Below are 23,197 nucleotides of genomic sequence, written 5' to 3'. Positions count from 1 at the left end.
GAGGTTGTCGTCGACAAGGACGACCGAACCGCGCCCGCCGAGGGCTCGTGACCAGCCGACCACACGTCCGGGGAAGAAGTAGCGCATGATCGACGGGGTGACCGACCTTCCGAAGCCGAGCGTTCCGATGCCGCCGCCGAGTCCCGCCGCGATGCGCCGGGCCCTGCGCCGAGCCCGCGACGGCGTCACGTTGAACGTCGACGAGGCCACCGTCCTGCTGCATGCCACCGGCGACGACCTCATCGATCTGTGTGCCAGCGCCGCCCGAGTCCGTGATGCGGGTCTGGAATCGGCGGGGCGCCCACGCACGATCAGCTACTCGCGCAATGTGTTCATCCCGCTCACCAAACTGTGCCGGGACAAGTGTCACTACTGCACGTTCGTCACCGTGCCCGGCAAGCTGCGCGCCGAGGGCAAGGGGATGTTCCTCGAACCCGACGAGGTGTTGGAAATCGCCCGCCAGGGTGCCGCCCTCGGGTGCAAGGAAGCGCTGTTCACCCTCGGTGACCGGCCGGAGGACCGCTGGCCCGAGGCCGCGCAGTGGCTCGACGAACGCGGCTACGACTCCACCCTCGACTACCTGCGCGCCGTCTCCATCCTCGTACTCGAGGAGACCGGCCTGCTGCCGCACCTGAACCCCGGCGTGATGAGCTGGAACGAGATCTCCCGCCTCAAGCCCGTCGCCCAGTCCATGGGCATGATGCTCGAAACCACCGCCACCAGGTTGTTCACCGACAAGGGCGAGTGCCATTACGGCAGCCCCGACAAGGATCCCGCCGTCCGGCTGCGCTCGATCACCGACGCGGGCAGGCTCTCGGTGCCCTACACCACCGGCATCCTGGTCGGCATCGGCGAGAACCTCACCGAACGCGCCGAGTCGATCATGGCGATTCGTCAGCAGCACCGGGAATTCGGGCACATCCAGGAAGTGATCGTGCAGAACTTCCGGGCCAAGGACGACACCGCCATGCGCGATGTTCCCGATGCGGGCGTGGCGGAGTTCCTGGCAGCCGTCGCGGTGACGAGATTGCTTCTCGGACCTGATGTTCCGGTGCAGGCGCCCCCGAACCTGGTGTCACACAGTGATTGCCGGGCGCTGATCGACGCGGGTATCGACGACTGGGGCGGGGTGTCGCCGGTGACGGTCGACCACGTGAACCCCGAACGGCCGTGGCCGAACCTGGATACCCTGCGCGAGATCACCGAGGCGGCCGGGTTCACCCTCGTCGAACGCACCTCCGCGCACCCGAAATACGTTCGCGCGGGCCATCCTTGGATCGATCCGCGCATCGGCGCGCATGTCGACGCGCTCACCGATCCCGCGACCGGGCTGGCCAGGCCCGACGCCATACCGGTCGGCCTGCCCTGGCAGGAGCCGGACGAGTCATGGGATTCGGTCGGCCGCGTCGACCTGAATACCGCCATCGACACCGAGGGACGAAACACCGACAGTCGCAGTGATTCCGGGCTCGGCCAGGTTGTCGTCGGCGCGTTCGGTGACTGGGAGACGATCCGCGAACACGCCCGCGACCTGGCCGTCGTCGCACCCGAGCGCCTCGATTCCGAGGTACTCGACGCCCTGCGCGCCGCCGAGAAGGACCCGGCGGGTCTCACCGACGACCAGTACCTGGCCCTGGCCACCGCCGACGGTGCGAATATGGAAGCCGTTGCCGCACTAGCTGATTCGCTGCGACGCGAGGTCTCCGGCGACGAGGTCACCTACGTGGTGAACCGCAATATCAACTTCACCAATATCTGCTACACCGGCTGCCGCTTCTGCGCCTTCGCCCAGCGCAAGGGTGACGCCGACGCCTTCACCCTCAGCACCGACGAGGTCGCCGATCGCGCGTGGGAAGCCCACGTCGACGGCGCCACCGAAGTCTGCATGCAGGGCGGCATCGACCCCGAACTCCCCGTCACCGGGTACGCCGATCTGGTCCGCGCCATCAAGGCCCGCGTCCCGTCGATGCACGTCCACGCGTTCAGCCCGATGGAGATCGTCAACGGCGCCTCGCGCGGCGGCCAGAGCATCCACGACTGGCTTTCGGCGCTGAAAGAGGCCGGATTGGGCTCGATCCCCGGAACGGCCGCCGAAATCCTCGACGACGAGGTCCGCTGGGTCCTCACCAAGGGCAAACTCCCCACATCCGCCTGGATCGAGGTCATTACCACCGCCCACAAGCTGGGCATCCCGTCGAGCTCGACGATGATGTACGGCCATGTGGACAACCCGAAGCACTGGGTGGGCCACCTGCGTGTGCTGCGCGGTATCCAGGACGAGACGGGCGGCTTCACCGAGTTCGTTCCGCTGCCGTTCGTCCACCAGAGCGCGCCGCTGTACCTCGCGGGCGCGGCGCGACCCGGACCGACCAACCGCGACAATCGCGCGGTCCACGCCCTGGCCCGCATCATGCTGCACGGCCGCATCCACAACATCCAGACCAGCTGGGTGAAACTGGGCACCCTCGGCACCCAGGCCATGCTCACCGGCGGCGCCAACGACCTCGGCGGCACGCTGATGGAGGAAACCATTTCCCGGATGGCGGGCTCCCAGCACGGTTCAGCCAAGACCGTCGCCGAGCTCACCGAGATCGCGGCGGGTATCGCTCGCCCGGTGCGTGAACGCACCACGATCTACGGTCGGGTGGAATCCAAACCGGCGCCGCTGCCGCTCTCGATCGGCTGAGTTCAGGATTCCAGCCGGGCCCGAACGCTGGTGAGCCGTTCCTGAAGTTCCTTCTCGCTGATGATGCCGCGCGTCACGAGGGAATGCGCCAGGGCGACGAGCTGGTTCTCGGGGTAGGGCAGGCTGGCATAGACGGTTGCCGACAGCGAATCCTCGTCGTCGCGCCGGTTCTGGAAATCCGGGATCGGCGCTGCGCAGCGCGCGTGATCGAGCGCGTCGCAGAGGCCGTCCAGGCTGGTCTTCCACGGTGGCACGGGATTGCTCACGCCGTACGTGGCGGCCATCCTCGGCCACACCTGGTCGCGGTCGACGATGGCCCGCAGCGCGGCGATCTCGGGTGTGCCCATAGCGCTCCTAGGTAGCCGGGTGGATGGCAGGCCGGGTGTGGGTGACCACATTCGTGGTGACGCCCGGTGTGGGTAGCGCGACGCCGATCAAACAATCGCGGGTGATGATCTCCGCGAGCTGATCCTCGTTCCAGCCGTCGGTGCCCGCCGGTCGCAGTGGCAGCACCATGAATCGGTGCTTCTGGTTCGAGTCCTGCACGCGCACCGCCACATTCGCGGGCAGGTCGAGTCCGAATTCGGAGAGCACCTGGCGTGGCCAGCGCACCATCCGCCGCCGGTAATTCGGGGTGCGATACCACTCGGGGGAGTTGCCGAGAATCGGTCGCGGGTAGCACGAACACAACGCGCACACGATCACGTTGTGCAGCGTCGGGGTGTCCTCGAGAATGGAGAAGGCGGTGAAGTCGCTCGGTGTGCCGAAACCGGTCGGCTCCAGCCAATCCACCCCGACCGCATTGCTCGCGGTCATCGGTTCGGCGAGCGCGAGCGCCTTGAAGTCGGGATCGAGCCAGGCTCTGGCCACGAGGTGGACAGCGGGAGTCGGGCCGATCTGTTCGGCGAATTCGGTGAACCGCCGGTGTTCGGCGGCGGTGAAGATTCCCTTCTCGATACACAGCTCACGCAACGCGATCTCGAGCACTTCGAAATCGGTGATCTCGTCGACCATCGGGGCCACCGTGCGTTCATGGTCGTGATCGTGGTCGTGCCCGGTCATGGAATCCCTTTCCTGGCAGGATGATCGGTCTAGGTGGTCGGCTCGAGCCAGCGTTCGGGGATCTCCGTGCGCAACATGTCCGCGCTGGGTCCGGTGTAGCCGTGCCACAGCGTCGCGAGGTTGAACTCGACGACGTAGAACCACTCGGGCACCGCGTCCGGCCGGTCCCACGTCTCGTCCTCCGGTGCCGGGCTCTCGTAGGCGAGCGCGGCGATCCGCCCGACCGCGCCGCGCACATACTCCGGGGTGCGGGTGTAGAACAGCGCGGGCAGTTCCCGGACCCGCACGGGATCACCGACCTCGAACCGCGCCTGGCCTGCCTTGCCGGCGAACACTTGCGGATCGCCCTTGCCGACCGCCGCGAGGTGATGACGATTGCGCGCGACCCGCGAGCCGTCGCCTTCGAACTTCGGCTCGGCGGCCAGGGTCTTCCCGGCCAGGCCGCCTTCGTAGCGCGCCGTGACCTCCATCATGCGTTCACTCAGCTCGGTCAGGCCGATGTGGTGCTTCTCGGCCAGCACGCGCGCGACGGCGAGCAGCCATCTGCCGTAATACGGCAGTCCCAGGTACATCGCGCGCCCGAGATCGACATTGCCGATCCGGCGCCGTTCCTCGGAGAGCCAGATCCCACGCCAGGCGAGCACCTCGCAGATCACATACGTGTTGTGCTCCCACAGCTCGTACTGCTTGTTCTCGTACGCGATCGGGGCGTCGGGCTCACCGCCCACATCGTGATCGGTTTTCAAATACGCCCAGAGGCGATCGTGATCGAGCAGATCCGGGGTGGGCGCGTTCGGCAGCTCGGGATAGGACGACTTCAGCCGGGCTACCAGGTCCAGCGCGGCCGCACGCTCTTGCGCCGTACTCATAACGGTTCCCTTCGTCGCGCGGTCTCCGTGACGCGAGGGGATCCGCTGTGTGCAACGATTTCCGAGAACAAATCTAAGCCTCGATGTTGCGCAGGTAAAGGGCGCAACGCGGTCCCCGCCGCCGACGATCGGTTGAGCGGGCGACCCGGCAGGGTCGGCAGCGGCGGCAACGTCATGACCGGCAGTAGTTAGGGCAGGCTGACCTGGGCCTGGGCCCAGGATCACGCTAGGGTTGCGTGGGCGGAGTACCACCGCAGGTGAGGACAGACTAGGAGAACGGCAGTGCCGTACATCATCGCTGAACCGTGCGTTGACGTGAAGGACAAGGCGTGCATCGAGGAATGCCCCGTAGATTGCATCTACGAGGGCGGTCGCATGCTCTACATCCAACCCGACGAGTGCGTGGACTGTGGTGCGTGTGAGCCGGTCTGCCCCGTGGAGGCGATCTTCTACGAGGACGACACTCCGGATCAGTGGAGCGGTTACATCAACGCCAACGTCGACTTCTTCAACGAACTGGGTTCCCCCGGTGGCGCGACCAAGGTCGGTGTGGTCGATTTCGACCCCGCCTTCATCAAGGCGCTGCCCCCGATGGCCGAAGAGTGAGCACAGGGGTGCCAACCCGTGGGCGTGTGAGCAGCCTGCTGCCTGACTTCCCCTGGGACACCATCGCCGCGGTCAAACAGAAGGCGGCCACCCATCCGGGCGGTCTCGTCGACCTGTCCGTCGGCACCCCGGTGGACCCGGTCGATCCGCTGATCCAGGCGGCCTTGGGTTCGGTGGCGGCTGTTCCCGGCTATCCGACCACGCACGGCACCCCGGAGCTGCGCTCCGCCGTCGTCGCCGCGTTGGCGCGCAGGTTCGGCGTCACCGGGGTCGATCCGGCGGCGGTGCTGCCGGTGCTCGGTACGAAAGAGCTGATCGCCGGGCTGCCGCGGCTACTCGGTGCCGGCTCCGACGATCTGGTGGTGATCCCCGAGATCGCCTACCCGACCTACGAGGTCGGCGCGCTGCTGGCGGGCGCGAAGCCTTGGCGCGCAGACGGTCTCACCCAGATCGGCCCGCAGAATCCGGCGCTGATCTTCGTGAACTCGCCCTCGAACCCCACCGGCAAGGTGCTGCCCGTCGAGCACCTGCGCAAGGTGGTCGCGTTCGCGCGCGAGCGCGGTGCGATCGTCGCCTCCGACGAGTGCTACCTGGGCCTGACCTGGGAGGGCGAGGCGATCTCGATCCTCGACCCCCGCGTCTGCGATGGCGACCACACCGGCCTGCTGGCCATCCACTCCCTGTCGAAGACGTCGAACCTGGCCAGCTACCGAGCCGGTTTCGTCGCCGGTGACCCGGAACTGGTTGCCGAACTGCTCGAGGTGCGCAAGCACTCCGGCATGATCATGCCGTTCCCGATCCAGGCCGCGATGACCGCCGCGCTCAGCGACGACGGGCACGAGGCGCAGCAGCGCGAGCGTTACCGCGCCCGCCGCGAGATCCTGCGAAACGCCTTGCAGCAGGCGGGTTTCCGCATCGATTTCTCCGAGGCAGGTCTGTACCTGTGGGCCACCCGCGGCGAACCGTGCCGCATCACCCTCGACTGGCTCGCCGAACGCGGAATCCTCGCCGCCCCCGGCGATTTCTACGGTCCCCGTTCGCCCGAACACGTACGCATCGCACTGACCGCTACCGACGAGCGCATCGCCGAAGCGGCCGCACGCCTGTCCTGAGTACTACGCACCCCGGGCATGATCGTGCCCGGGGTTGCTTCTGTCCGCAACGCATCTCGCGCGTCGGCGGCGTGATCGGTTGGGCACACCTGCGACTTCGCTCCGGCCATGCGCGAATAGACTGACGAACGCACCGCGCCTGGGCCCAGCAGGGTCCGGGCGATCGGCGCGGTACCGGATCGAAAGGCTCGCAACGAATGCACGGGGTGGAGTTCGAGGCGGGCACGGTGTTCGCGGAGTATCGCATCGATCGGCTGCTCGGCCGGGGTGGAATGGGCACCGTGTATCTGGCGGCGCATCCTCGACTGCCCCGGCAGGTCGCGCTGAAACTACTGAATCGCGAACTGTATTCCGATCACGAGGTCCGCGGCCGGTTCGAGCGCGAGGCCGATGTCTCGGCCCATCTCGACCACCCTGGCATCGTGTCGGTGCTCGACCGTGGGGTCGAGGACGGGCTGATGTGGATTTCCATGCAGTATGTCGACGGCCGCGATGCTTCGGTGTTCCGCGGTGAGCCACTGGATCCGGTTCGGGCGATCGGCATCATCACCCAAACCGCCGAAGCACTGGACTACGCCCATGATCGCGGCGTACTGCACCGAGATGTGAAGCCGGCCAACATCTTGCTAGCTCCCGGCCGCGCCGGTGACCGCGTCCTGCTCACCGACTTCGGCATCGCGCGACTGCGCGGCGACGCCCGCCAGCTCACCCGCACCGGAGCTTTCCTCGCGACCCTCGCCTACGCGTCCCCCGAACAACTCTCGGGTGCCCTGGTCGATCACCGTTCCGACCAGTATTCGCTTGGCTGCACCCTGTTCACTCTGCTCACGGGCGAAAGTCCTTTCCCCGCAGATAATCCCGGCGCGGTGGTCGCCGCTCACCTGACCAAGCCGGTGCCTCGCGCGTCCGCGTTGGTCGGCGGCCTGCCAGCCGGAATCGACGCGGTCATCGCCAGGGCGATGGCGAAGGAACCTGCCGAAAGATTCGACAGCTGCGAGGAATTTGCGCGTGCGGCGACAGCGGCGCTGGCCGCCGCGGGCCCCGCATCGCAGCCCCGTGCCGGAGAAGGCCCCCGTGCGGCGAGCGTTTCGCCTGGAGTGCCTTTCGGTCGTGAACACCGGCCGCCGAATGCCGACGAGGGTTCGCAGAACCCGACCCTCGTGAGTTCGCCGTCGTACTCCGCTGTGCGGCCCGCCGCGCGACAACCTCAGCGGGCGGTTTCGTCGCGATGGCGGGTGCTGGCGGTGAGCCTGCTCGTGCTGGCGATGGTCGCCGGGGTCGGCGCCGTCGGCGTCGGTGCGATCTATTGGAAGTTCGTGCGCCCGAACCGAGTTCCGCCGCCGCCCACCTGGGGTGCGCATGCGTCGGTTGCCTCGGGATTCACCGACTTGATCCCGTCGGGGCCGACCGGGCGCGGCTGGCGTGCGGCGAATTGCTCGGCGACCCCGTCGCTGGTTGTGTTGCCGGGCGATCCGGCGCCGCTGCGGCAGATCACCTGCACCGACACCGACGGACTCACTGCCTGGTACACCGAGTACCCGAGCGCCACCGATGTCGATGCCTACCTCCTGCGGCACACCACGGAGGACACCACGCGGGAACTGCACCACACCAGCCTCGCCGCCTACCGTCCGCGTGACCCGGCCGCACCGTTCACGCTCGCGGCCAGGGAACGCGGCAATGTGTTCAGCGCGAACTCGGTGGTCGAGGTGTCGTGGCCGGGTCGCTCCTTCGAGGAGACCCGCGACAACTGGTGGCAGCAAGCCCCCTTCTGACCAGCTACCGCACCATGGGATCAGTACGCGCCGGCCAGGCGCAGGATCAGTGCGGGCAGGGCGTCGAGCACATCCGCGGACTGGTCTGCCGGGGTGCCGTAGGTGTGCGCGGCGACCGAGAAGCTGGGTCCGAAGGACGCGGAGGCCACCTCGGGGGCGCCGAGATCGGACCACCCCCACTTGCTGCCCTGCACGCCGGGAAGCTGGGCGGTGCCCCAGTTCTGGGGAGTGCCGTCGGCGGCGGTATTGCTCGCACCCGCCATCCACTCGAAGATCGGCGAACCGGCATCGGTGCGCTGCTTGGCGGCCAGGAAGTCGGTGATGTCGGCGGTGCTGGTGCTCGACCGGCCCCAGTCGGCGGTGCCGTGGGTCTCGCGCAGTCCGTATTCGCTCGCGGTCGCGTCGATCGCCTGCGGGTATTTGCCTGCCAGCTGAGTGGCGGCGCCGTCGTCGGAGTCCCGGATCATCCGTTCCGACAGCGCGCGGTCTTCCGGCGATCCGTCGCCGTGGCGCAGCGCGTAGTCGACGATATAGAGCTTGGACATCGACAGCGCCGACCGCGATTCGTGCTCATTGGCTGTGCCCCAGGCGAATCCGCCCGGCATCCGCAGCGAAATGGCGGTTCGTGGCGGTACCGTTGTCGGGTCCTCGTCGGCGTGGGCGGCGGGCGCTGCCACCATGAGGCCGACGGCGGCCGCCGCCACACACCAGGTCACTGTTCGAATGCTCACGAGCGTCCTCCGATTCGTACGACGACGTTGCGGTCGTGGGAATGAAACCCGAATGCCGCAGGTCGGCGGGTGAGGCGCGCGGTAATGCCGATCAGATCAGCGGCTCGATGATCGGCACAGTGGTTGCCCGAGCGCTATTTTCGCGCTAACCCGGTCAGGTCCGCGCGTGCGATCTGGTTTGTTCGAAACATGTTCGTTTCACTGAAATCCTCGGTATAACAGGTTCTCATTGCCGTCTCGATGAGGAGCTGCACGGTGCGTGAATTCTTGTATGAAAAGCCCGGTAGAAGCCAGTATTCCGGCGGGCTATCCCGCCGTCGATTTCTAGCTGCAACAGGTATCAGCCTGGGTGCGGTGGCGCTGGCCGGTCGGGCCGTGGCCGCCGCCGCTCCGCTGGCCGACGGCGACAAGGTTCCCGCCCTGGTCATCGGTAGTGGGTACGGCGGTTCGGTCGCCGCGTTGCGCTTGGCACAGGCCGGTGTCGATGTGACCGTCGTCGAGATGGGCATGTCCTGGACCACCCCGGGTGCCGACGGCAAGATCTTCTGTCCGGTCCTGAAGCCGGACGGGCGGTCCTACTGGCTGCGCGATCGCACCGATCAGCCGGTCGGTTACTTCGCGGGCAGCTCCTACAACAAGGACATCGACAAGTACACGGGCGTCCTGGATTCCGAGGATTTCGGTGGCATCCGCGTCTATCAGGGGCGCGGTGTCGGTGGCGGTTCGCTGGTGAACGGCGGCATGGCCGTGACGCCGAAACGGGAGAACTTCGGGGCGATCCTGCCCTCGGTGAACGCCGACGAGATGTACAGCACCTACTACCCGCGCGCGAACACCGGTCTCGGGGTCAATCACATCGACAAGAGCTGGTTCGAGTCGGCCGAGTGCTATCAGTTCGCGCGCGTCGGTCGCAAGCACGCCGAAAGATCTGGCTTCGGTTGGACTTTCGTGCCGAACGTCTACGACTTCGAGTACATGAAGAAGGAGCAGGCGAACACGGTCACCCGGTCCGCACTGGCGGGTGAGGTGATCTACGGCAACAACAACGGCAAGCGTTCGCTGGACAAGTCCTATCTCGCCGCGGCCACCGCCACCGGCAAGGTGCGGATCACCCCGATGCACAAGGTCACCACGGTGACGCCCGCCGAGGGCGGGTACCGCGTGGAGATGGCCCAGATCGATACCTCGGGCAACACCGTCGCCACGAAATCGGTGATCGCGCAACGGGTCTTCTTCGCGGCGGGCAGTATCGGCACGAGCAAGCTGCTGGTGGCCATGAAGGCCAAGGGCAAACTCACCGACCTGTCCGACGCCGTCGGGCAGAAGTGGGGCAATAACGGCAATGTGATGGTCGGTCGGGCCAATCACATGTGGGACGGCACGGGCAGCCTGCAATCGTCGATGCCGTGCCTGGGCATCGACAACTGGGCCGACGCGGGCGGTCCGTCGTTCGCCGAGGTCGCGCCCTTCCCATCCGGGCTGGAAACCTACGTGAGCCTGTATCTGTCGATCACGAAGAACCCCAACCGTGGGCGGTTCACCTTCGATTCCGGGAGTGGCACAGTCGGTTTGAACTGGCAGAAGGCCTGGAACCAGTCCTCGATCGATGCGGCGAAGCGGGTCTTCGACAAGATCAACAGCAAGGAGGGGACGATCTACCGGACCGATCTGTTCGGCGTTTACAAGACTTGGGGTGACGACTTCACCTATCACCCGCTCGGCGGCTGTGTGCTGAACGAGGCCACCGACAACTACGGGCGCCTGCACGGCTATCAGGGGCTCTACGTGATCGACGGCGCGCTCATTCCCGGCAACACCAGCGTCAACCCGTTCGTCACGATCACCGCGCTGGCCGAGCGCAATATCGAGCGGATCATCGCCGACGATCTGCGCTGACCTCGTGCTCCGACTGCCGGATCAGCCGGCAGTCGGAGTGGCGCGGTGGGTCAGATCAGCGGCTTGCCTCGCCGGTTGCGGCGGCGCATATCGGCGAGGGTGACGTTGAAGGGGAAGGCTCGGACGAAGCGGGGCATGCGGCCCGTTACCTTGCCGGTGGTGCGCAGCAGACGGTTGAGTTTGCGCTCGTCGGCGGCGGTCCAGGAAAGGTCGAGTTCGTCTCGGAGATGTTGGGGGAGTAGGCCCGTGGTGAACCAGCGGTGGAAGCGAGCGAAGGGCAGGCGCAACAGCGGGTTGATCATCTTCAGGTCGAGTAGGCCGTCGAAGTAGGCCTTGATCGTGGGGTCGACGCTGGTGCGCTGCAAATGCTCGGACCAGTAGGCATCGAACGCGGCGCGGTCGGCGGGCCACATCTCGCGAGGCACCTGGAGGGTGGTGCCGAGGTAGTGGGCGTAGTCGTAGAAGGTGTCGGCGGCGGTGTCGTCCGCGGGACCGTGGAGGCGGTCCATCACGTCGACCGCGCCCGCGTACAGGCACGCGGCCACCCACAGCTGCAGGTTCTTGTCGAAGGCGTTGTACTTCACCGGGCTGTCGGCGGTGGAGTGGACGTGGCGGTGCGCGCCGTTGACGGCAGTGCGGTAGGCCGCGCGGTCGGCGTCGGTGCCCATCAGCGCCACGGACAGGTACGTGAAGGTGGTCCGGGTGCGCTTCACCGGGTGCACCATGATGCTGCCGCTGTGCACCTTCGATTCCGCGACGCCGTAGCCGACGGGGGCCAGGCTGAGCTGCATGATCACGTTGGCGGTCGCGCCGTAGAAGGCGGCGGAGCCGTCGACGTAGTCGCGGATGTCGAATTGTGCCGGTTCGGACCGCTGCGAACGCGAGCGCGACAGGATGGTCATCGTTGACCCCGTTTTCATCGAAGAGAGCGTGAGAGAATTATACGTTGAATGTCTCATCACGTCGCCGGGGTGTCAACGACAGCGGCGGCGGCAAGCCCCGAATCACGTCGCGTTAGCGTTGACAGATGCCCTATGGTCCGCCGCTGCTGCTCGCTTCGCTGAATCCGGCCGCCGTCGCCGCCGGGGATGACATTCCCGACGCCGTCACCATCGATGATGCCACCGTCTCACGCAGTGATCTGCTGGGTTCGGCAACATCGGTAGCGGAACGAATCGCCCGTGCCGACCGCGTCGCGGTACTGGCCGAACCGACCTTGCGCACCGTGATCGCCGTGGTCGGTTGCCTGATCGCCGGCGTGACCGTCGTTCCGGTGCCGCCGGACTCCGGGACCGCCGAACGCGAGCACATCCTGCGCGATTCGGGTGCGCAGGCCTGGCTCGGCCCGGCGCCGGAGGGCACGGATCTGCCGGTGGTGCCGGTGCGGCTGCACGCACGGTCCTGGCATACCTATCCCGAACCCGATCCGGCGGCGATCGCCTTCATCCTCTACACCTCGGGAACAACGGGGGCGCCCAAGGGAGTGATGCTCAGCCGCGGCGCGATCGCCGCCGGGCTCGACGCGCTCGCCGAGGCGTGGGCATGGACGTGGAAAGACACACTGGTGCACGGGCTTCCGCTGTTCCACGTGCACGGGCTGATCCTCGGGCTGCTCGGGCCGTTGCGGGTCGGTAGTCCGGTGATCCACACCGGCAAGCCGACACCGCAGGCGTATGCGGCAGCGGCAGGCAGCCTGTATTTCGGGGTGCCGACGGTCTGGTCGCGCGTGGTCGAAAAGCCCGAACTGGCAAAGGAACTGAGTAAGGCACGGCTGCTCGTCTCGGGTAGTGCGCCGCTGCCGGTTCCGGTGTTCGAGAAGCTGGCCGAACTCACCGGGCAAGCACCGGTGGAGCGGTACGGGATGAGCGAAACCATGATCACACTGTCCACCCGGGCCGACGGTGAGCGCAGGCCCGGCTGGGTCGGCACCCCGGTGCGCGGCGTCGAGACGAGGTTGCGTGATGAAGCGGGCGAGCCCGTTCCGCAGGACGGTGTGAGCATCGGTGGTCTGCAGGTTCGTGGGCCGATGCTGTTCGACGGGTACCGGAATCGGCCCGAGGCCACCGCGCGGGACTGGACCGAGGACGGGTGGTTCCGCACCGGTGACGTCGCGGTGATCGATGCCGACGGGTTCCATCGGATCGTCGGGCGCGAGTCGATCGACCTCATCAAATCCGGCGGCTACCGCATCGGCGCGGGGGAGATCGAGACCGCGCTGCTCGGGCATCCGGCGGTCGCCGAGGTCGCCGTGGTCGGGCTGCCCGATGACGATCTCGGTCAGCGGATCGTGGCCTTCGTCGTCGCGCGCGAGGCGAGTTCCGACGCGCTCGGTGTCGAGCTGACTGCCTATGTGGGCGAACAGCTTTCGGCCCATAAGCGCCCGCGTGAGGTTCGTTTCGTCGACTCGCTCCCGCGTAACGCGATGGGCAAGGTGCAGAAGAAGTTGCTGGACTGACGTGTTGTCGTGGCGCCGGTGAATCGGTCTGTCCGGCAACAGGATTCAGGCAGTTCGTTCGGTGCTCCCGCGCGCGCTCATCCTGCGGATCGGCCCGATCAGCGCGTGGTAGATCGGGCGAACCACGCGTCCCGGCAGGTAGCGATGGCGCTCCTCCTGCCAGACGCGGGCCCGGTGGTGTGCCGCGAGCGGTGACCACTTATCCGGGTCGACGGGCGCGGAAGTGTGGAATTCGATGCGGCACAGGTGCTTTGTGTTGACGAACCCGTACTGGCCGGGGCTCACCAACCGAACCGGAGCGCCGTGATCGCTGGTGAGTGGCTGCCCGTCGAGTCGGTCGGCGATGAGTACGTCATCGGCCAGCGCGTCCTCGAGCAACGCGACCGACAGATACCCGTCGAGACCTTCGAAAACGACATGGCTGATCGAAACACCCGGCGCGAGTAGCGGTTCGACGCGTGTGCGATAGAGCGTGGCGAACGGGACGCCCTCCCAGTGCAGGTCGGTGGCAGACCACCCGGCCACACAGTGGAAGTCGGCCCGCACCTCCGATCGCGGCAGCTGGGCGAGGTCGGTCATGGCGAGAGTGAACGATTGCGTCATCGCCCCGTCGACCTCGATCACCGGGTTCGCGGGAACCGGCGGCGGTGGGTGATGGAGGTGTGTGCCGAAACGCGGGAAGCCGTCGACGGCGCGTTGACCAGGGGGAAGTGTCATGTCGAACCTCCAGTTATACGGTTCCGTATAGCTTGGAGCCTAGCGCGCGGGCGGCGCGAGGTCGAGAGGTGGCACGCAACGCGCGGCTGTGCGCTCGCCCACGTGGGCACGTGGGCACGTGCCCACGCGCCCACGGTCAGGCTTCATGTCGGAACGCGCACGGTCCTGAGCTTGTCGGGATTGCGAACGCTGTACAGCGCGGTGATGACACCACCTGTGACTTCGATGGAGGTCACCTGATCGAGCATGCCGTCGACGGTCGCCACGATCGAGGGCATCGCGTTGTAGACGCCGAAGTGCATACCCATCGTGCCCATTCGCTGGCCCTTGGCGAGCAGGCCGATGACCAGCCGAGCGACCTTGTCCTGGCCGAGTACGGGCCGTCGCACCGCGTTCACCACACCGCCGCCGTCGCCGAGGAACACCACTTCGGGGGCGAGCACGTCCATCAGTGCTTGCACATTGCCGGTAGCGGCGGCGATCGCGAACCGCTCGACCACCGATCGGGCCTCGGCGGGCGTGGCGATCGCGGTATGTCGCTGCGCGTGCACGCGATCGCGGGCGCGTTGATTGAGTTGCCGCACAGCCGCTTCGGATTTGTCCACCGCGGCCGCGATCTCCGAATAGTCGAACGCGAACACCTCGCGCAGCACGAACACCGCGCGCTGTACCGGCGTCAGCTTCTCCAGCACGAGCAGCATCGCAGTGGTCACCGCCTCGCCGGTCAGCACGTGTTCGACCCCGTCGGCTGCCTCGGTGGCAAGCGGTTCGGGCAGCCATGGCCCGATGTACTCCTCGCGCCTGCGGGCCGTGGACCGCAGTACGCCCAGCGCCTGCCGGGTGATGATCTGGGCGAGGTAGGCGCGCGGATTGTCGATCAGCGCGAGATCGATCTCGCGCCAGCGCAGGTAGCTGTCGTGCAGGACGTCCTCAGTGTCGGCGACCGTGCCGAGGATCTCGTAGGCGATCGAGAACAGCAACCGCCGGTTATCGGTGAAGATGCCCTCGAGTGTCGCAGCCTCGTGGGTCACTGCGCCGGGCCGCTCAACCACACGCTGTTGCCGGTGCGAGAGGCGTACGCGGCGTAGCGGTTGACGCGTTCCTTGGCGAAGGCCGTGATACGCCCGCCCAAGAACAGCCGACCGGCGTTGTCCGCGCGGTCAGTCGTCTGCATCAGTCCGTCGCGCCTGCCCAGACTCAGCCCAACGCCGCCGTAGCCCATCGAAAACGGCCGCAGCGCACGTCCTTTGATCATGTCGGCCAGCGTATCGGCCGCGTGCGCGCCCTGCGGTGCGGCGGTGGCGCAGGCCATCCGCATTCCGGGGACCGCGGCGCAGTCGCCGACGACGAAGATGCGCGGATCGGTGCGGCTGCGCAAGTTGGCATCGACCAGGGCTCGGCCGTCGGCGTCCACCGCGAGTCCGCTGCGGGCGGCCAGTTCGGGTACCGCGGAGATGATCGCCCAGAGAGTCAGGTCGGAATCGAGTTCGGTGCCAGAGCCAAGACGCAGGGTCGTCCCATCGATTTCGGTGATCTGGTCGGCCACGATCTCCACGTTCAATCGCGCGAGCGTGTGCCGGATATGCCGCTGCGCACCAGCCGAGAGCGCGGGCGCGACGGTATCGCTCACCAGGCGTACCCGCAGGTCGGGCCGAGCTTCGGCGATCTCGGCCGTGATTTCGATCCCGGTCGGCCCACCACCGATCACCGTGACGATCCCGTTCGCGGGCAGCGCCTCGAGCGCGGCGCGTGCCTGCTCGGCGCCTTCCCACACGCCGACCGGGATCGCACCGGGTAGCGGATCCGCGATGCTGCCCGCCGCGAGAATCGCGTGGTCGAAGGTCAGGATCCGGCCGTTGTCGAGGGTGACATCGCCGTCGCCGATCTTGTCCACACTCGCGGTCTCGAGCGCGATTCCCGCTGTGAGCATCTCGGTGAGCGGCCGGGCCGCGGTACCGCTGCCCGCGACCTGCTCGTGCAATCGCACCCGCTCGATGAAGTCACCCCGCGGATTGACCACGGTGATCCGCGCGTCAGGAACCTTCTTGTGCAGCCGATTCGCCGCGACAGTCCCTGCGTAGCCTGCCCCGATAACCACGATGTTCATCTGTGCCTCCTGCCATGGGAACTGTGTGTTCGACCATGGGATGCGGCGCGGGGATTCGCTGTGACGGTGATGTGCACCACAGCAAAAGGCCTCGCACTCCGAAGAGTGCGAGGCTTCTGTTTTGGCAGCTTACGCAGGCGGGGCCGGCGGGGCGGTGAAGTGGGCGATGCCCGCATCGATCAGGGGTTGACCGCCGACCACGAGGAAGCCGATCCCGGCCCCGATCGCAGGGAACAGGAATATCGGGATGATGAGGATCCCGATGAACAGACCGGGGATGAGTCCGATTCCCGCTCCGATCATGGCGCCCATCGTCGCGCGCTGCACCGCGGCATTCCACCGCTCTTCCGTGGCACTGACGGTGCCCGCCGCGACTGGCAGGCCCACTGGGCGGAGCGTCATCGACGTGCCACCGTTGGCGATTTCAGGGTGTAATGCCACCTCGCGGTCTCCGATGCGCAGTTCGAGTGCCACCGAGTCGACGATCTCCCCAGCGGGACCGCGGACGTCGACGCCGTCACCGGCTGCAGACAAGGAGAAGATGCCCGCATCAAGGGTGGTGGTGAGGCCGGAGCCGTCGACGGTCGGCTGTGCGCTGTATCCGATGCCGGACGCTGTGCCCTTGACCGGGGACAGCGCGGTCTCGTGTGAACCTGGTGGCGTCGGCACGGTTTGCTCGGCATTGGCCGTGCCGGTTGCTATGCCGACAGCGGCGATAGTCGGGATAGCCGCCGCCAAGATTCTGCGTGACAATCGGGTCTGGATCCGCCGTGCTGAGTCAGTCACTGCAGACCTCCGGCGCCCGCACCGATCAGCCCGCCAGCGGCAAGCCCCACCGCTCCCCAGGCCACACAATTGAGCGGCGCCAGTGGTGCGGCGACAACGGTGGCTGTCGCTAGCGCGGCAGGCACGACACAGCCGATCGCGGCACCGCGAATGGCTCCTCCGACGGCGCCAGCGGCGATTTTGTCCGCTCTACTCGGTGCGACACCGACCGACCTGGCGAACTGCGAGATCTGCGCCTCGGGACCGGCGCCCATCGCATTGAACTGATCGACCATTCCCTGGTCGAGGAACTCTGGTGCAGGCGTGATGAGATCACCCGCCCGCAGCACTCGCGGAACCGGAACGATCGGCGCGACCGGTCGCTCGGGTTCGGGCGCATGCAGTTCTTCCAACTGCAGCGGTGCGACGTACTCCCGCTGCGGGACCTGGCGCGTGGGAAGGTAATCCGTCTCGGGGGCGACACCGCGCGCGTCCGCTTCGGGCGAGACATACTCCATGGGTGGCGGTTCCGCCGCGGGCCGAGCCGGCGTGGTCACGCCGGGCTGCGTCGGCGGCACGACCACGCCGGGTTGTTGCGGCGCGATGAATTCAGCCGGAGCCGCATGCACACTTCCCGCGTAGCTGACAGCCACAGCCAGCGGTATACCCGCGACTGATGCGCGTAGAGCGCTGCGTCTGACTTTTCTGTGTCGACCCGCCATGCGATGCGACCCCACCCTTCAATTCAATACTCACACCGGCATGCATCCGGTCGACCAATGTCGCCGAAATGCCCCCGGCCGAATTCAACGACGCCACAGTAGATCGAAGATCGCGGAATGATATCAAGATGTGATGATCGATGGTGATGCAGATCACCTAACAGTCGCGACTATTCGGCGTGGGTGGTCTGGAATGGTGCGGTCGCCCTGGCTTGATCGTCATGAGTTCGCAATATTTGCTGAATTGTTTCTGATGTCGAGAATTGTCGGTGCGCAACAGCGCGAAGGCCCCGCACTTCGAAGAGTGCGAGGCCTTTGGACGCGAGATCGGATCAGGGCTGACCGGTCAGGTACGCGACCACGGCTTCGCGGAACTCCTCGCCGCCCATCACGTAACCGCCGAGGAACATGCCGGCGGGGATGGTGACGAACCACAGGAACGGGAAGAGCACGCCGATCAGGCCACCGACCACGATCCCGGGCATATTCTTCTGGGTCTGGTACATGAAGCGGTCGTAGGCGCTGATGTCCTTCAGTTCCGCGACATCGCTCAGCTTCGCGGAATCCTGCGGCGTCATCGACGCGGCCAGCTTGACGGTGCGGCCGTCCTGGCTGATCTCGGGGGTGACTGCGATCGGCAGGCCCGCGACCTCCTGACGCAGCGACACCTGGTCCACCGTGGCACCGTCGGCACCCTTGAGTAGCACCGCGGCACCGTCGGCGGCGATCTCGAACTTGCCGCCGTCGACGGCCCAGGTGATGGCTTTGTCCACCGGGGAAACCGTCACGCCGTCCAGAGCCGCCGTGGACTGCTCGGCGGCGACGGCGGGCGAACCATGTGCTGTCGCCGCGGTGATCCCCACCGCGGCGACCGCCATGAATACAGCAGCAGTGATCTTTCCGAACTTCATCTTCGTGAATCCCTCCGCATTCGCTGTCCCCGATCGGGACGGCGCACGAAGCGTAACGAAAACATAAACTACCGCGGCAATTCAAGACGTACCGTCAAGAATTCGCGATATTTCAATCGTTGGCGTGCAGTGCGGCGTTGAGTTCGACGCCGGTGCCCTTGCGCGGAACGACCTCGACAGCGCCGGTGGTGGAATTGCGGCGGAACAGCAGGTTGTCCTGACCGGACAGGCTCGCGGCCTTGGCTACGGTGCCGTCGGGTCCGGTGACCTTGGTGCCCGCGGTGACGTAGAGACCCGCCTCGATCACGCAGTCGTTGCCCAGGGAGATGCCGAGGCCCGAATTGGCGCCGAGCAGCGAACGCTCGCCGACCGAGATGACCTGGGTACCGCCGCCGGACAGGGTGCCCATGATGGAAGCGCCGCCGCCCACATCGGAACCGTCGCCGACCACGACACTGGCCGAGATACGACCTTCGACCATCGAGTTGCCGAGGGTGCCCGCGTTGAAGTTGACGAAGCCCTCGTGCATGACCGTGGTGCCCGCGGCGAGGTGCGCGCCGAGGCGGACCCGGTCGGCGTCACCGATGCGCACGCCGGAGGGGACCACGTAGTCGACCAGGCGGGGGAACTTGTCGACGCTGAGCACCGTCACCGGGCCGCGGGCGCGCAGCTTCAGCCGGGTCTGCTCGAAGCCGTCGACCGCGCACGGGCCGTGGTTGGTCCACACGACATTGCTGAGCAGGCCGAACTGGCCGTCGAGGTTCAGGCCGTGCGGCTGGACGAGACGGTGCGAGAGCAGGTGCAGGCGCAGGTAGACCTCGTGCGCGTCGATCGGGGCGGCCGACAGGTCCGCGATCGTGGTGCGCACCGCGACGACCTCGACCCCACGCGCCGCGTCCACGCCGAGCAGCTCGGCGAACTCGGGCACCTCAGCGGCGTCGAGGCGCTGGGAGCCGGTTTCGGTGAACTCGCCCAGCGCGGGGCTGGGGTACCAGGTATCGAGGACGGTCCCGTCCGAGGTCACATTGGCGATACCGACTGCAGTTGCTCCCTGAATACTCACGGACGCCATTTTGCCCGTTCCAGCCGTTGCGGTGTGCCGCGGGCCCTGTGCGTTGGACCACGCGGTCTGCTTCGCCCGGATCCGTGGATCGGTGGCTCGCCCGTACTAGTGTCGAGATGTGACCCTCGATTTGCGTGCCGATCCCATCCAGCTGACCGCCGACCTCGTCGACGTGCCGAGCGTTTCGCGCGACGAGGCCAAGATCGCGGACCTGGTCGAGCAGGCGATCCGGGAGCAGACCACCGGGTTCGAAGTGGTGCGGCACGGCAATGTGGTGCTGGCGCGGACACAGCGCGGACTGCCGACGCGGGTAATTCTGGCGGGACATCTCGATACTGTGCCGATCGCGGACAATGTGCCGAGCCGACCGGCTGAAGTCGACGGCGAAGCGGTGCTGTTCGGTTGTGGCACAGTCGATATGAAGTCCGGCGACGCGGTATTCCTGCACCTGGCCGCCACGATCGCCGATCCGGCCCACGATTTGACGCTGATCTTCTACGACGGCGAGGAGATCGCCGCGGAGTTCAACGGCCTCGGACGTATCGAGCGCGAATTGCCGGAATGGCTCGAAGGAGATTTGGCGATTCTCGGTGAACCGTCGGCCGGTTGGATCGAGGCCGGGTGCCAGGGCACCTTGCGGGTGCGATTGACCACCTCGGGTGTACGCGCGCATTCGGCGCGAGCATGGCTGGGGGAGAACGCGATTCACGGTCTCGCGCCGGTGCTGGCGCGGTTGTCGGCCTATGCGGCACGCGAGGTCGATATCGACGGTTGTGTGTACCGCGAGGGTCTGTCGGCCGTTCGGGTCTCGGGTGGGGTCGCGGGCAATGTGGTGCCCGATATCGCCGAGGTGGATGTGAACTTCCGTTTCGCCCCCGACCGCACCGTCGAGCAAGCCATCGCGCATGTCCGCGAGGTCTTCGACGGACTCGACATCGCCTTCGAAGTCACCGACTCCTCTCCCGGCGCGCTCCCCGGCCTGACCGCTCCGGCCGCCCGCACCCTCATCGACTCGGTCAACGCCCACGGCGGTGGCGGCGTACGCGCCAAATACGGCTGGACCGACGTCTCCCGCTTCGCCGCCCGCGGCATCCCCGCCGTCAACTTCGGCCCCGGCGACCCCAACCTCGCCCACAAACGCGACGAACACGTCCCGCTGAGCCAGATCACCGCCGTCACCGCAATGCTGCGGACCTACCTCTCGCGCGCGTGATGTGCGCAAGCGCGGAGGGTCGTTCGGACTTTTGCGCAGGGCTGGAGCACCTGCGTGATGAGCGACCCGCGCGGCTCAGCTGAAGCAGTCGACGGAGTCATAGTTCGTGGGTACCGAAATCCCGGAGTCTCTGCAGTGGGTTGCGAAATACATTCTCGGAGCGGGTGATCGGCACGAGGGTGACGAGACCGCGATGCGGTGGCTGGGCTGGCGGTTGTCTCGAGCCATGAGAGCATTGTGGGCGTGTCCGAACGCTTCCGAGCCATCGCCGCCGACAACGAGCAGATCATCGCAGCTGGCGGTTACCTGGCGCCCGGCGGAGACTATGTCTCGTTGACATCGAGGGTGCAAGCCGCCGTTCAGGGAACCCGGATGTACGGTCCCGACCCGGTCCCGGTCATCACCCGCGGCGAGGCCACCACCGTCATCACAGTGACCGGGGAGAGCAGCCTCGCCGCGGCGCTCCGGATGCACGATACCGATCCGGAGCCGGTCGCCGTCCTGAATTTCGCGTCCGCCCGCAATCCCGGCGGCCACTACCTCGCCGGCGCCCGCACCCAAGAAGAAGCCCTGTGTAGAGCGTCGGCGCTGTACACCACCCTGCTGGCCGTGCCGCAATACTACGAGCACCACCGACGCACACCGGACCCTTTCTACAGCGACCGCGTGATCCTGTCTCCCGCCGTGCCTGTCTTCCGCGACGACACGGGCGTCCTGCTCGACAGCCCCTATATGGTCGGCTTCCTCACTTGCCCGGCGCCCCGGACCAACGTGATCATGCAGGAGCTGGCGAGCCAGGCGCATCGAATACCCGCGGTGCTGGCCACCCGCGCCGAGCGCATTCTCGAAACAGCGGTCGGCTACCGGCGTTTGGTACTGGGCGCCTGGGGTTGCGGCGCCTACGGCAACGACCCAGGCATGGTGGCCGGTGCCTTCCATGCACTGCTAGCCGATGGTGGGCGGTTCAATGGGCACTTTGATGAGATCACCTTCGCAATACTGGACCGGACCCCTGGCGAGACCATCCTCACTACCTTCCGAACCGTCTTCGCGGCATAGTAGATCCGAGTGCGTGTAGGGGTTCCGGCAGAGCGCCGAGAGGGTTGCGGACGACCGATCGAGAAGTGCGCGCCCGTGCCCGGAATCCGACACAGTAAGTTGGGGTCATGTCCGCTGATGAGCAGGTTGGGAAGGTCAGACCGAAGTTTCGTGGTCCGGTGATGTTCCGCCGGGAGCGCAAGCCCGGCGTGCGGACCGAGGACCGGAACCTGCTCGATACGCGGCAGGACAGCGATTGGGTGCATACCGATCCGTGGCGGGTGCTGCGGATCCAGGCCGAGTTCGTCGAGGGTTTCGGCGCGCTCGCCGAGATCCCGCCCGCGGTGACGGTGTTCGGGTCGGCGCGTACGGGCCCCGACCATCCCGAGTACGTGGCAGGCAAGGCGATCGGCACCGCGCTCACCGAGGCCGGTTTCGCGGTGATCACCGGCGGTGGGCCCGGTGCGATGGAAGCGGCCAACCGTGGTTGCTCGGAGGCGGGCGGCTACTCGATCGGGCTCGGGATCGAGCTGCCGTTCGAGCAGGGGCTCAACGAGTGGGTGGATCTGGGGATCAACTTCCGGTACTTCTTCGTCCGCAAGACGATGTTCGTGAAGTACTCCCAGGCCTTCGTCTGCCTGCCCGGTGGCTTCGGCACCCTCGACGAACTGTTCGAGGCGCTCACCCTGGTGCAGACCCGCAAGATCACCCGGTTCCCGATCATCCTGTTCGGCACCGACTACTGGTCCGGTCTGGTCGACTGGATGCGCAGCTCGCTGGCGGGTTCGGGCAAGATCTCGCCCACCGATCTCGATCTGATCCAGCTCACCGACAGCGTCGACGAGGTCGTGCGGATCATCCAGGGCGAAACCGGCGACCACGCCAACATCGAGCGTCTCGGCACCGAGGATCAGTGGTGAGCTACTCCATTTGCGTTTACTGCTCCGCCAGCACCACCGATCCCGACCTGATCAGCCTCGCCGCGCGCGTCGGCACCGAAATCGCCCGGCGCGGTTGGCAATTGGTTTCCGGTGGTGGTCATGTGTCGATGATGGGCGCGGTCGCCACCGCTGCCAGGGCCGGTGGCGCGCACACCATCGGGGTGATCCCGAAACATCTGGTGCACAAGGAAGTCGCTGATGTCGGCGCCGACGAACTGCTCGTCACCGACACGATGCGCCAGCGCAAACAGCTGATGGAACAGCGGGCCGACGCGTTTCTCACCCTGCCGGGCGGCATCGGGACACTCGAGGAACTGTTCGAGACCTGGACCGGCGGCTACCTCGGTGAACACACCAAACCGGTTGTGCTGCTGAACGCGAACGGCTTCTACGACGGCCTGTTCCGCTGGATCGACGAACTGTCCGAGCGCACAATTGTGCCGAGGCAGGCACGTGACCGGCTCATCGTGGCCACCGACCTGCCCGCAGCGTTCGCCGCGCTGGAACCGGCCGCGGCCGCACAGTAGG

22 protein-coding genes are annotated in these 23,197 nt (G+C 66.7%); 10 read left to right on the top strand and 12 right to left on the bottom strand.

Going from position 1 to position 23,197, the window contains the following annotated elements; translation table 11 throughout:
- Window positions 1–85: 85 nt before the first annotated feature.
- Window positions 86–2,686 carry a bifunctional FO biosynthesis protein CofGH gene (locus ACFXKN_RS16985; RefSeq protein WP_379433339.1) on the top strand — a complete coding sequence of 867 codons (2,601 nt, stop codon included), beginning with the start codon at window positions 86–88 and terminating at the stop codon, window positions 2,684–2,686.
- 2 nt (window positions 2,687–2,688) lie between these two features.
- Here the strand turns inward: ACFXKN_RS16985 and ACFXKN_RS16980 are convergent, their stop codons facing one another.
- From ACFXKN_RS16980 to ACFXKN_RS16970, 3 genes are read right to left on the bottom strand one after another with little or no spacing between them, the layout of a single operon-like run.
- A complete protein-coding gene (locus ACFXKN_RS16980) occupies window positions 2,689–3,033 on the bottom strand; it encodes a thiocyanate hydrolase (protein WP_379433338.1) in 345 nt (114 codons plus the stop codon).
- Between the two features lie 7 nt (window positions 3,034–3,040).
- Window positions 3,041–3,748 (bottom strand): thiocyanate hydrolase subunit gamma, encoded by a 708-nt coding sequence (gene scnC / locus ACFXKN_RS16975; RefSeq protein ID WP_378940558.1) that lies wholly within the window; start codon window positions 3,746–3,748, stop codon window positions 3,041–3,043.
- Window positions 3,749–3,777: 29 nt separating this feature from the next.
- Window positions 3,778–4,617, bottom strand: coding sequence for an SH3-like domain-containing protein (locus tag ACFXKN_RS16970; protein WP_378940557.1), 840 nt, complete (start codon window positions 4,615–4,617; stop codon window positions 3,778–3,780).
- Window positions 4,618–4,899: 282 nt separating this feature from the next.
- On the opposite strand from ACFXKN_RS16970, the gene fdxA reads away from it, so the two are divergent.
- From fdxA to ACFXKN_RS16955, 3 genes are all read left to right on the top strand, one after another.
- On the top strand, window positions 4,900–5,223 hold the full coding sequence (gene fdxA / locus ACFXKN_RS16965) for a ferredoxin (RefSeq protein ID WP_056813450.1): 324 nt from the start codon (window positions 4,900–4,902) through the stop codon (window positions 5,221–5,223).
- Between the two features lie 26 nt (window positions 5,224–5,249).
- Window positions 5,250–6,335 carry a succinyldiaminopimelate transaminase gene (gene dapC / locus ACFXKN_RS16960; protein ID WP_378940556.1) on the top strand — a complete coding sequence of 362 codons (1,086 nt, stop codon included), beginning with the start codon at window positions 5,250–5,252 and terminating at the stop codon, window positions 6,333–6,335.
- Between the two features lie 197 nt (window positions 6,336–6,532).
- Entirely contained in the window at window positions 6,533–8,110 is a 1,578-nt protein-coding gene (locus ACFXKN_RS16955; RefSeq protein WP_378940555.1) for a serine/threonine-protein kinase, read from the top strand.
- Between the two features lie 20 nt (window positions 8,111–8,130).
- On the opposite strand, the gene ACFXKN_RS16950 is transcribed toward ACFXKN_RS16955, so the two are convergent.
- The gene (locus ACFXKN_RS16950) at window positions 8,131–8,841 is read right to left on the bottom strand and encodes a hypothetical protein (RefSeq protein WP_378940554.1); all 711 of its coding nucleotides are present in this window, start codon (window positions 8,839–8,841) and stop codon (window positions 8,131–8,133) included.
- A gap of 345 nt (window positions 8,842–9,186) precedes the next feature.
- On the opposite strand from ACFXKN_RS16950, the gene ACFXKN_RS16945 reads away from it, so the two are divergent.
- Window positions 9,187–10,737, top strand: a complete 1,551-nt coding sequence (locus ACFXKN_RS16945; protein ID WP_378943050.1) for a GMC oxidoreductase — start codon at window positions 9,187–9,189, stop codon at window positions 10,735–10,737.
- A 50-nt stretch (window positions 10,738–10,787) separates the two neighbouring features.
- Here the strand turns inward: ACFXKN_RS16945 and ACFXKN_RS16940 are convergent, their stop codons facing one another.
- Entirely contained in the window at window positions 10,788–11,639 is an 852-nt protein-coding gene (locus ACFXKN_RS16940; protein WP_378940553.1) for an oxygenase MpaB family protein, read from the bottom strand.
- A gap of 125 nt (window positions 11,640–11,764) precedes the next feature.
- Between ACFXKN_RS16940 and ACFXKN_RS16935 the strand changes: the two genes are divergently transcribed.
- Entirely contained in the window at window positions 11,765–13,192 is a 1,428-nt protein-coding gene (locus tag ACFXKN_RS16935; RefSeq protein WP_379433337.1) for an acyl-CoA synthetase, read from the top strand.
- A gap of 45 nt (window positions 13,193–13,237) precedes the next feature.
- Here the strand turns inward: ACFXKN_RS16935 and ACFXKN_RS16930 are convergent, their stop codons facing one another.
- The 7 genes from ACFXKN_RS16930 to dapD all read right to left on the bottom strand — a co-directional run bounded on the left by ACFXKN_RS16930 (window position 13,238) and on the right by dapD (window position 19,477).
- The gene (locus tag ACFXKN_RS16930) at window positions 13,238–13,909 is read right to left on the bottom strand and encodes a molybdopterin-dependent oxidoreductase (RefSeq protein ID WP_378940551.1); all 672 of its coding nucleotides are present in this window, start codon (window positions 13,907–13,909) and stop codon (window positions 13,238–13,240) included.
- A 143-nt stretch (window positions 13,910–14,052) separates the two neighbouring features.
- Complete coding sequence (locus ACFXKN_RS16925; RefSeq protein ID WP_379433336.1) at window positions 14,053–14,940, bottom strand: RNA polymerase sigma-70 factor; 888 nt, start codon at window positions 14,938–14,940, stop codon at window positions 14,053–14,055.
- Entirely contained in the window at window positions 14,937–16,016 is a 1,080-nt protein-coding gene (locus ACFXKN_RS16920; protein ID WP_379433335.1) for an NAD(P)/FAD-dependent oxidoreductase, read from the bottom strand. Before ACFXKN_RS16920 ends, ACFXKN_RS16925 begins: the two co-directional genes overlap by 4 nt.
- Before the next feature lie 129 nt (window positions 16,017–16,145).
- Window positions 16,146–16,802 (bottom strand): hypothetical protein, encoded by a 657-nt coding sequence (locus ACFXKN_RS16915; protein ID WP_378940548.1) that lies wholly within the window; start codon window positions 16,800–16,802, stop codon window positions 16,146–16,148.
- Window positions 16,799–17,434: a hypothetical protein gene (locus ACFXKN_RS16910; RefSeq protein WP_378940547.1), complete on the bottom strand. Its 636-nt coding sequence runs from the start codon at window positions 17,432–17,434 to the stop codon at window positions 16,799–16,801. The genes ACFXKN_RS16915 and ACFXKN_RS16910 overlap by 4 nt, the downstream gene beginning before the upstream one ends.
- Window positions 17,435–17,835: 401 nt before the next feature.
- The gene (locus ACFXKN_RS16905; protein ID WP_378940546.1) at window positions 17,836–18,414 is read right to left on the bottom strand and encodes a hypothetical protein; all 579 of its coding nucleotides are present in this window, start codon (window positions 18,412–18,414) and stop codon (window positions 17,836–17,838) included.
- Window positions 18,415–18,526: 112 nt separating this feature from the next.
- Window positions 18,527–19,477 (bottom strand): 2,3,4,5-tetrahydropyridine-2,6-dicarboxylate N-succinyltransferase, encoded by a 951-nt coding sequence (dapD, locus tag ACFXKN_RS16900; RefSeq protein WP_378940545.1) that lies wholly within the window; start codon window positions 19,475–19,477, stop codon window positions 18,527–18,529.
- Window positions 19,478–19,595: 118 nt separating this feature from the next.
- Between dapD and dapE the strand changes: the two genes are divergently transcribed.
- The 4 genes from dapE to ACFXKN_RS16880 all read left to right on the top strand — a co-directional run bounded on the left by dapE (window position 19,596) and on the right by ACFXKN_RS16880 (window position 23,196).
- Entirely contained in the window at window positions 19,596–20,690 is a 1,095-nt protein-coding gene (dapE, locus tag ACFXKN_RS16895) for a succinyl-diaminopimelate desuccinylase (RefSeq protein WP_378940544.1), read from the top strand.
- 237 nt (window positions 20,691–20,927) lie between these two features.
- On the top strand, window positions 20,928–21,749 hold the full coding sequence (locus tag ACFXKN_RS16890) for a TIGR02452 family protein (RefSeq protein WP_378940543.1): 822 nt from the start codon (window positions 20,928–20,930) through the stop codon (window positions 21,747–21,749).
- 107 nt (window positions 21,750–21,856) lie between these two features.
- On the top strand, window positions 21,857–22,648 hold the full coding sequence (locus ACFXKN_RS16885; RefSeq protein ID WP_378940542.1) for a TIGR00730 family Rossman fold protein: 792 nt from the start codon (window positions 21,857–21,859) through the stop codon (window positions 22,646–22,648).
- On the top strand, window positions 22,645–23,196 hold the full coding sequence (locus tag ACFXKN_RS16880; protein WP_378940541.1) for a TIGR00730 family Rossman fold protein: 552 nt from the start codon (window positions 22,645–22,647) through the stop codon (window positions 23,194–23,196). The genes ACFXKN_RS16885 and ACFXKN_RS16880 overlap by 4 nt, the downstream gene beginning before the upstream one ends.
- Window position 23,197: the final 1 nt, after the last annotated feature.

It is taken from the genome of Nocardia sp. NPDC059195, assembly GCF_042754695.1.
Lineage (GTDB): Bacteria > Actinomycetota > Actinomycetes > Mycobacteriales > Mycobacteriaceae > Nocardia.
Note: the sequence above shows the minus strand (reverse complement) of the source record. Positions and strands in the feature narration are given on the sequence as shown.

Bases quoted from the DNA above. Each gene is read 5' to 3' on its own strand.
- ACFXKN_RS16970 (WP_378940557.1), bottom strand. From the start codon at position 4,617: ATGAGTACGGCGCAAGAGCGTGCGGCCGCGCTGGACCTGGTAGCCCGG.
- ACFXKN_RS16905 (WP_378940546.1), bottom strand. From the start codon at position 18,414: ATGAAGTTCGGAAAGATCACTGCTGCTGTATTCATGGCGGTCGCCGCG.
- ACFXKN_RS16885 (WP_378940542.1), top strand. From the start codon at position 21,857: ATGTCCGCTGATGAGCAGGTTGGGAAGGTCAGACCGAAGTTTCGTGGT.
- ACFXKN_RS16930 (WP_378940551.1), bottom strand. From the start codon at position 13,909: ATGACACTTCCCCCTGGTCAACGCGCCGTCGACGGCTTCCCGCGTTTC.
- ACFXKN_RS16955 (WP_378940555.1), top strand. From the start codon at position 6,533: ATGCACGGGGTGGAGTTCGAGGCGGGCACGGTGTTCGCGGAGTATCGC.
- scnC (WP_378940558.1), bottom strand. From the start codon at position 3,748: ATGACCGGGCACGACCACGATCACGACCATGAACGCACGGTGGCCCCG.
- ACFXKN_RS16980 (WP_379433338.1), bottom strand. From the start codon at position 3,033: ATGGGCACACCCGAGATCGCCGCGCTGCGGGCCATCGTCGACCGCGAC.
- ACFXKN_RS16940 (WP_378940553.1), bottom strand. From the start codon at position 11,639: ATGACCATCCTGTCGCGCTCGCGTTCGCAGCGGTCCGAACCGGCACAA.
- ACFXKN_RS16935 (WP_379433337.1), top strand. From the start codon at position 11,765: ATGCCCTATGGTCCGCCGCTGCTGCTCGCTTCGCTGAATCCGGCCGCC.
- ACFXKN_RS16985 (WP_379433339.1), top strand. From the start codon at position 86: ATGATCGACGGGGTGACCGACCTTCCGAAGCCGAGCGTTCCGATGCCG.
- ACFXKN_RS16920 (WP_379433335.1), bottom strand. From the start codon at position 16,016: ATGAACATCGTGGTTATCGGGGCAGGCTACGCAGGGACTGTCGCGGCG.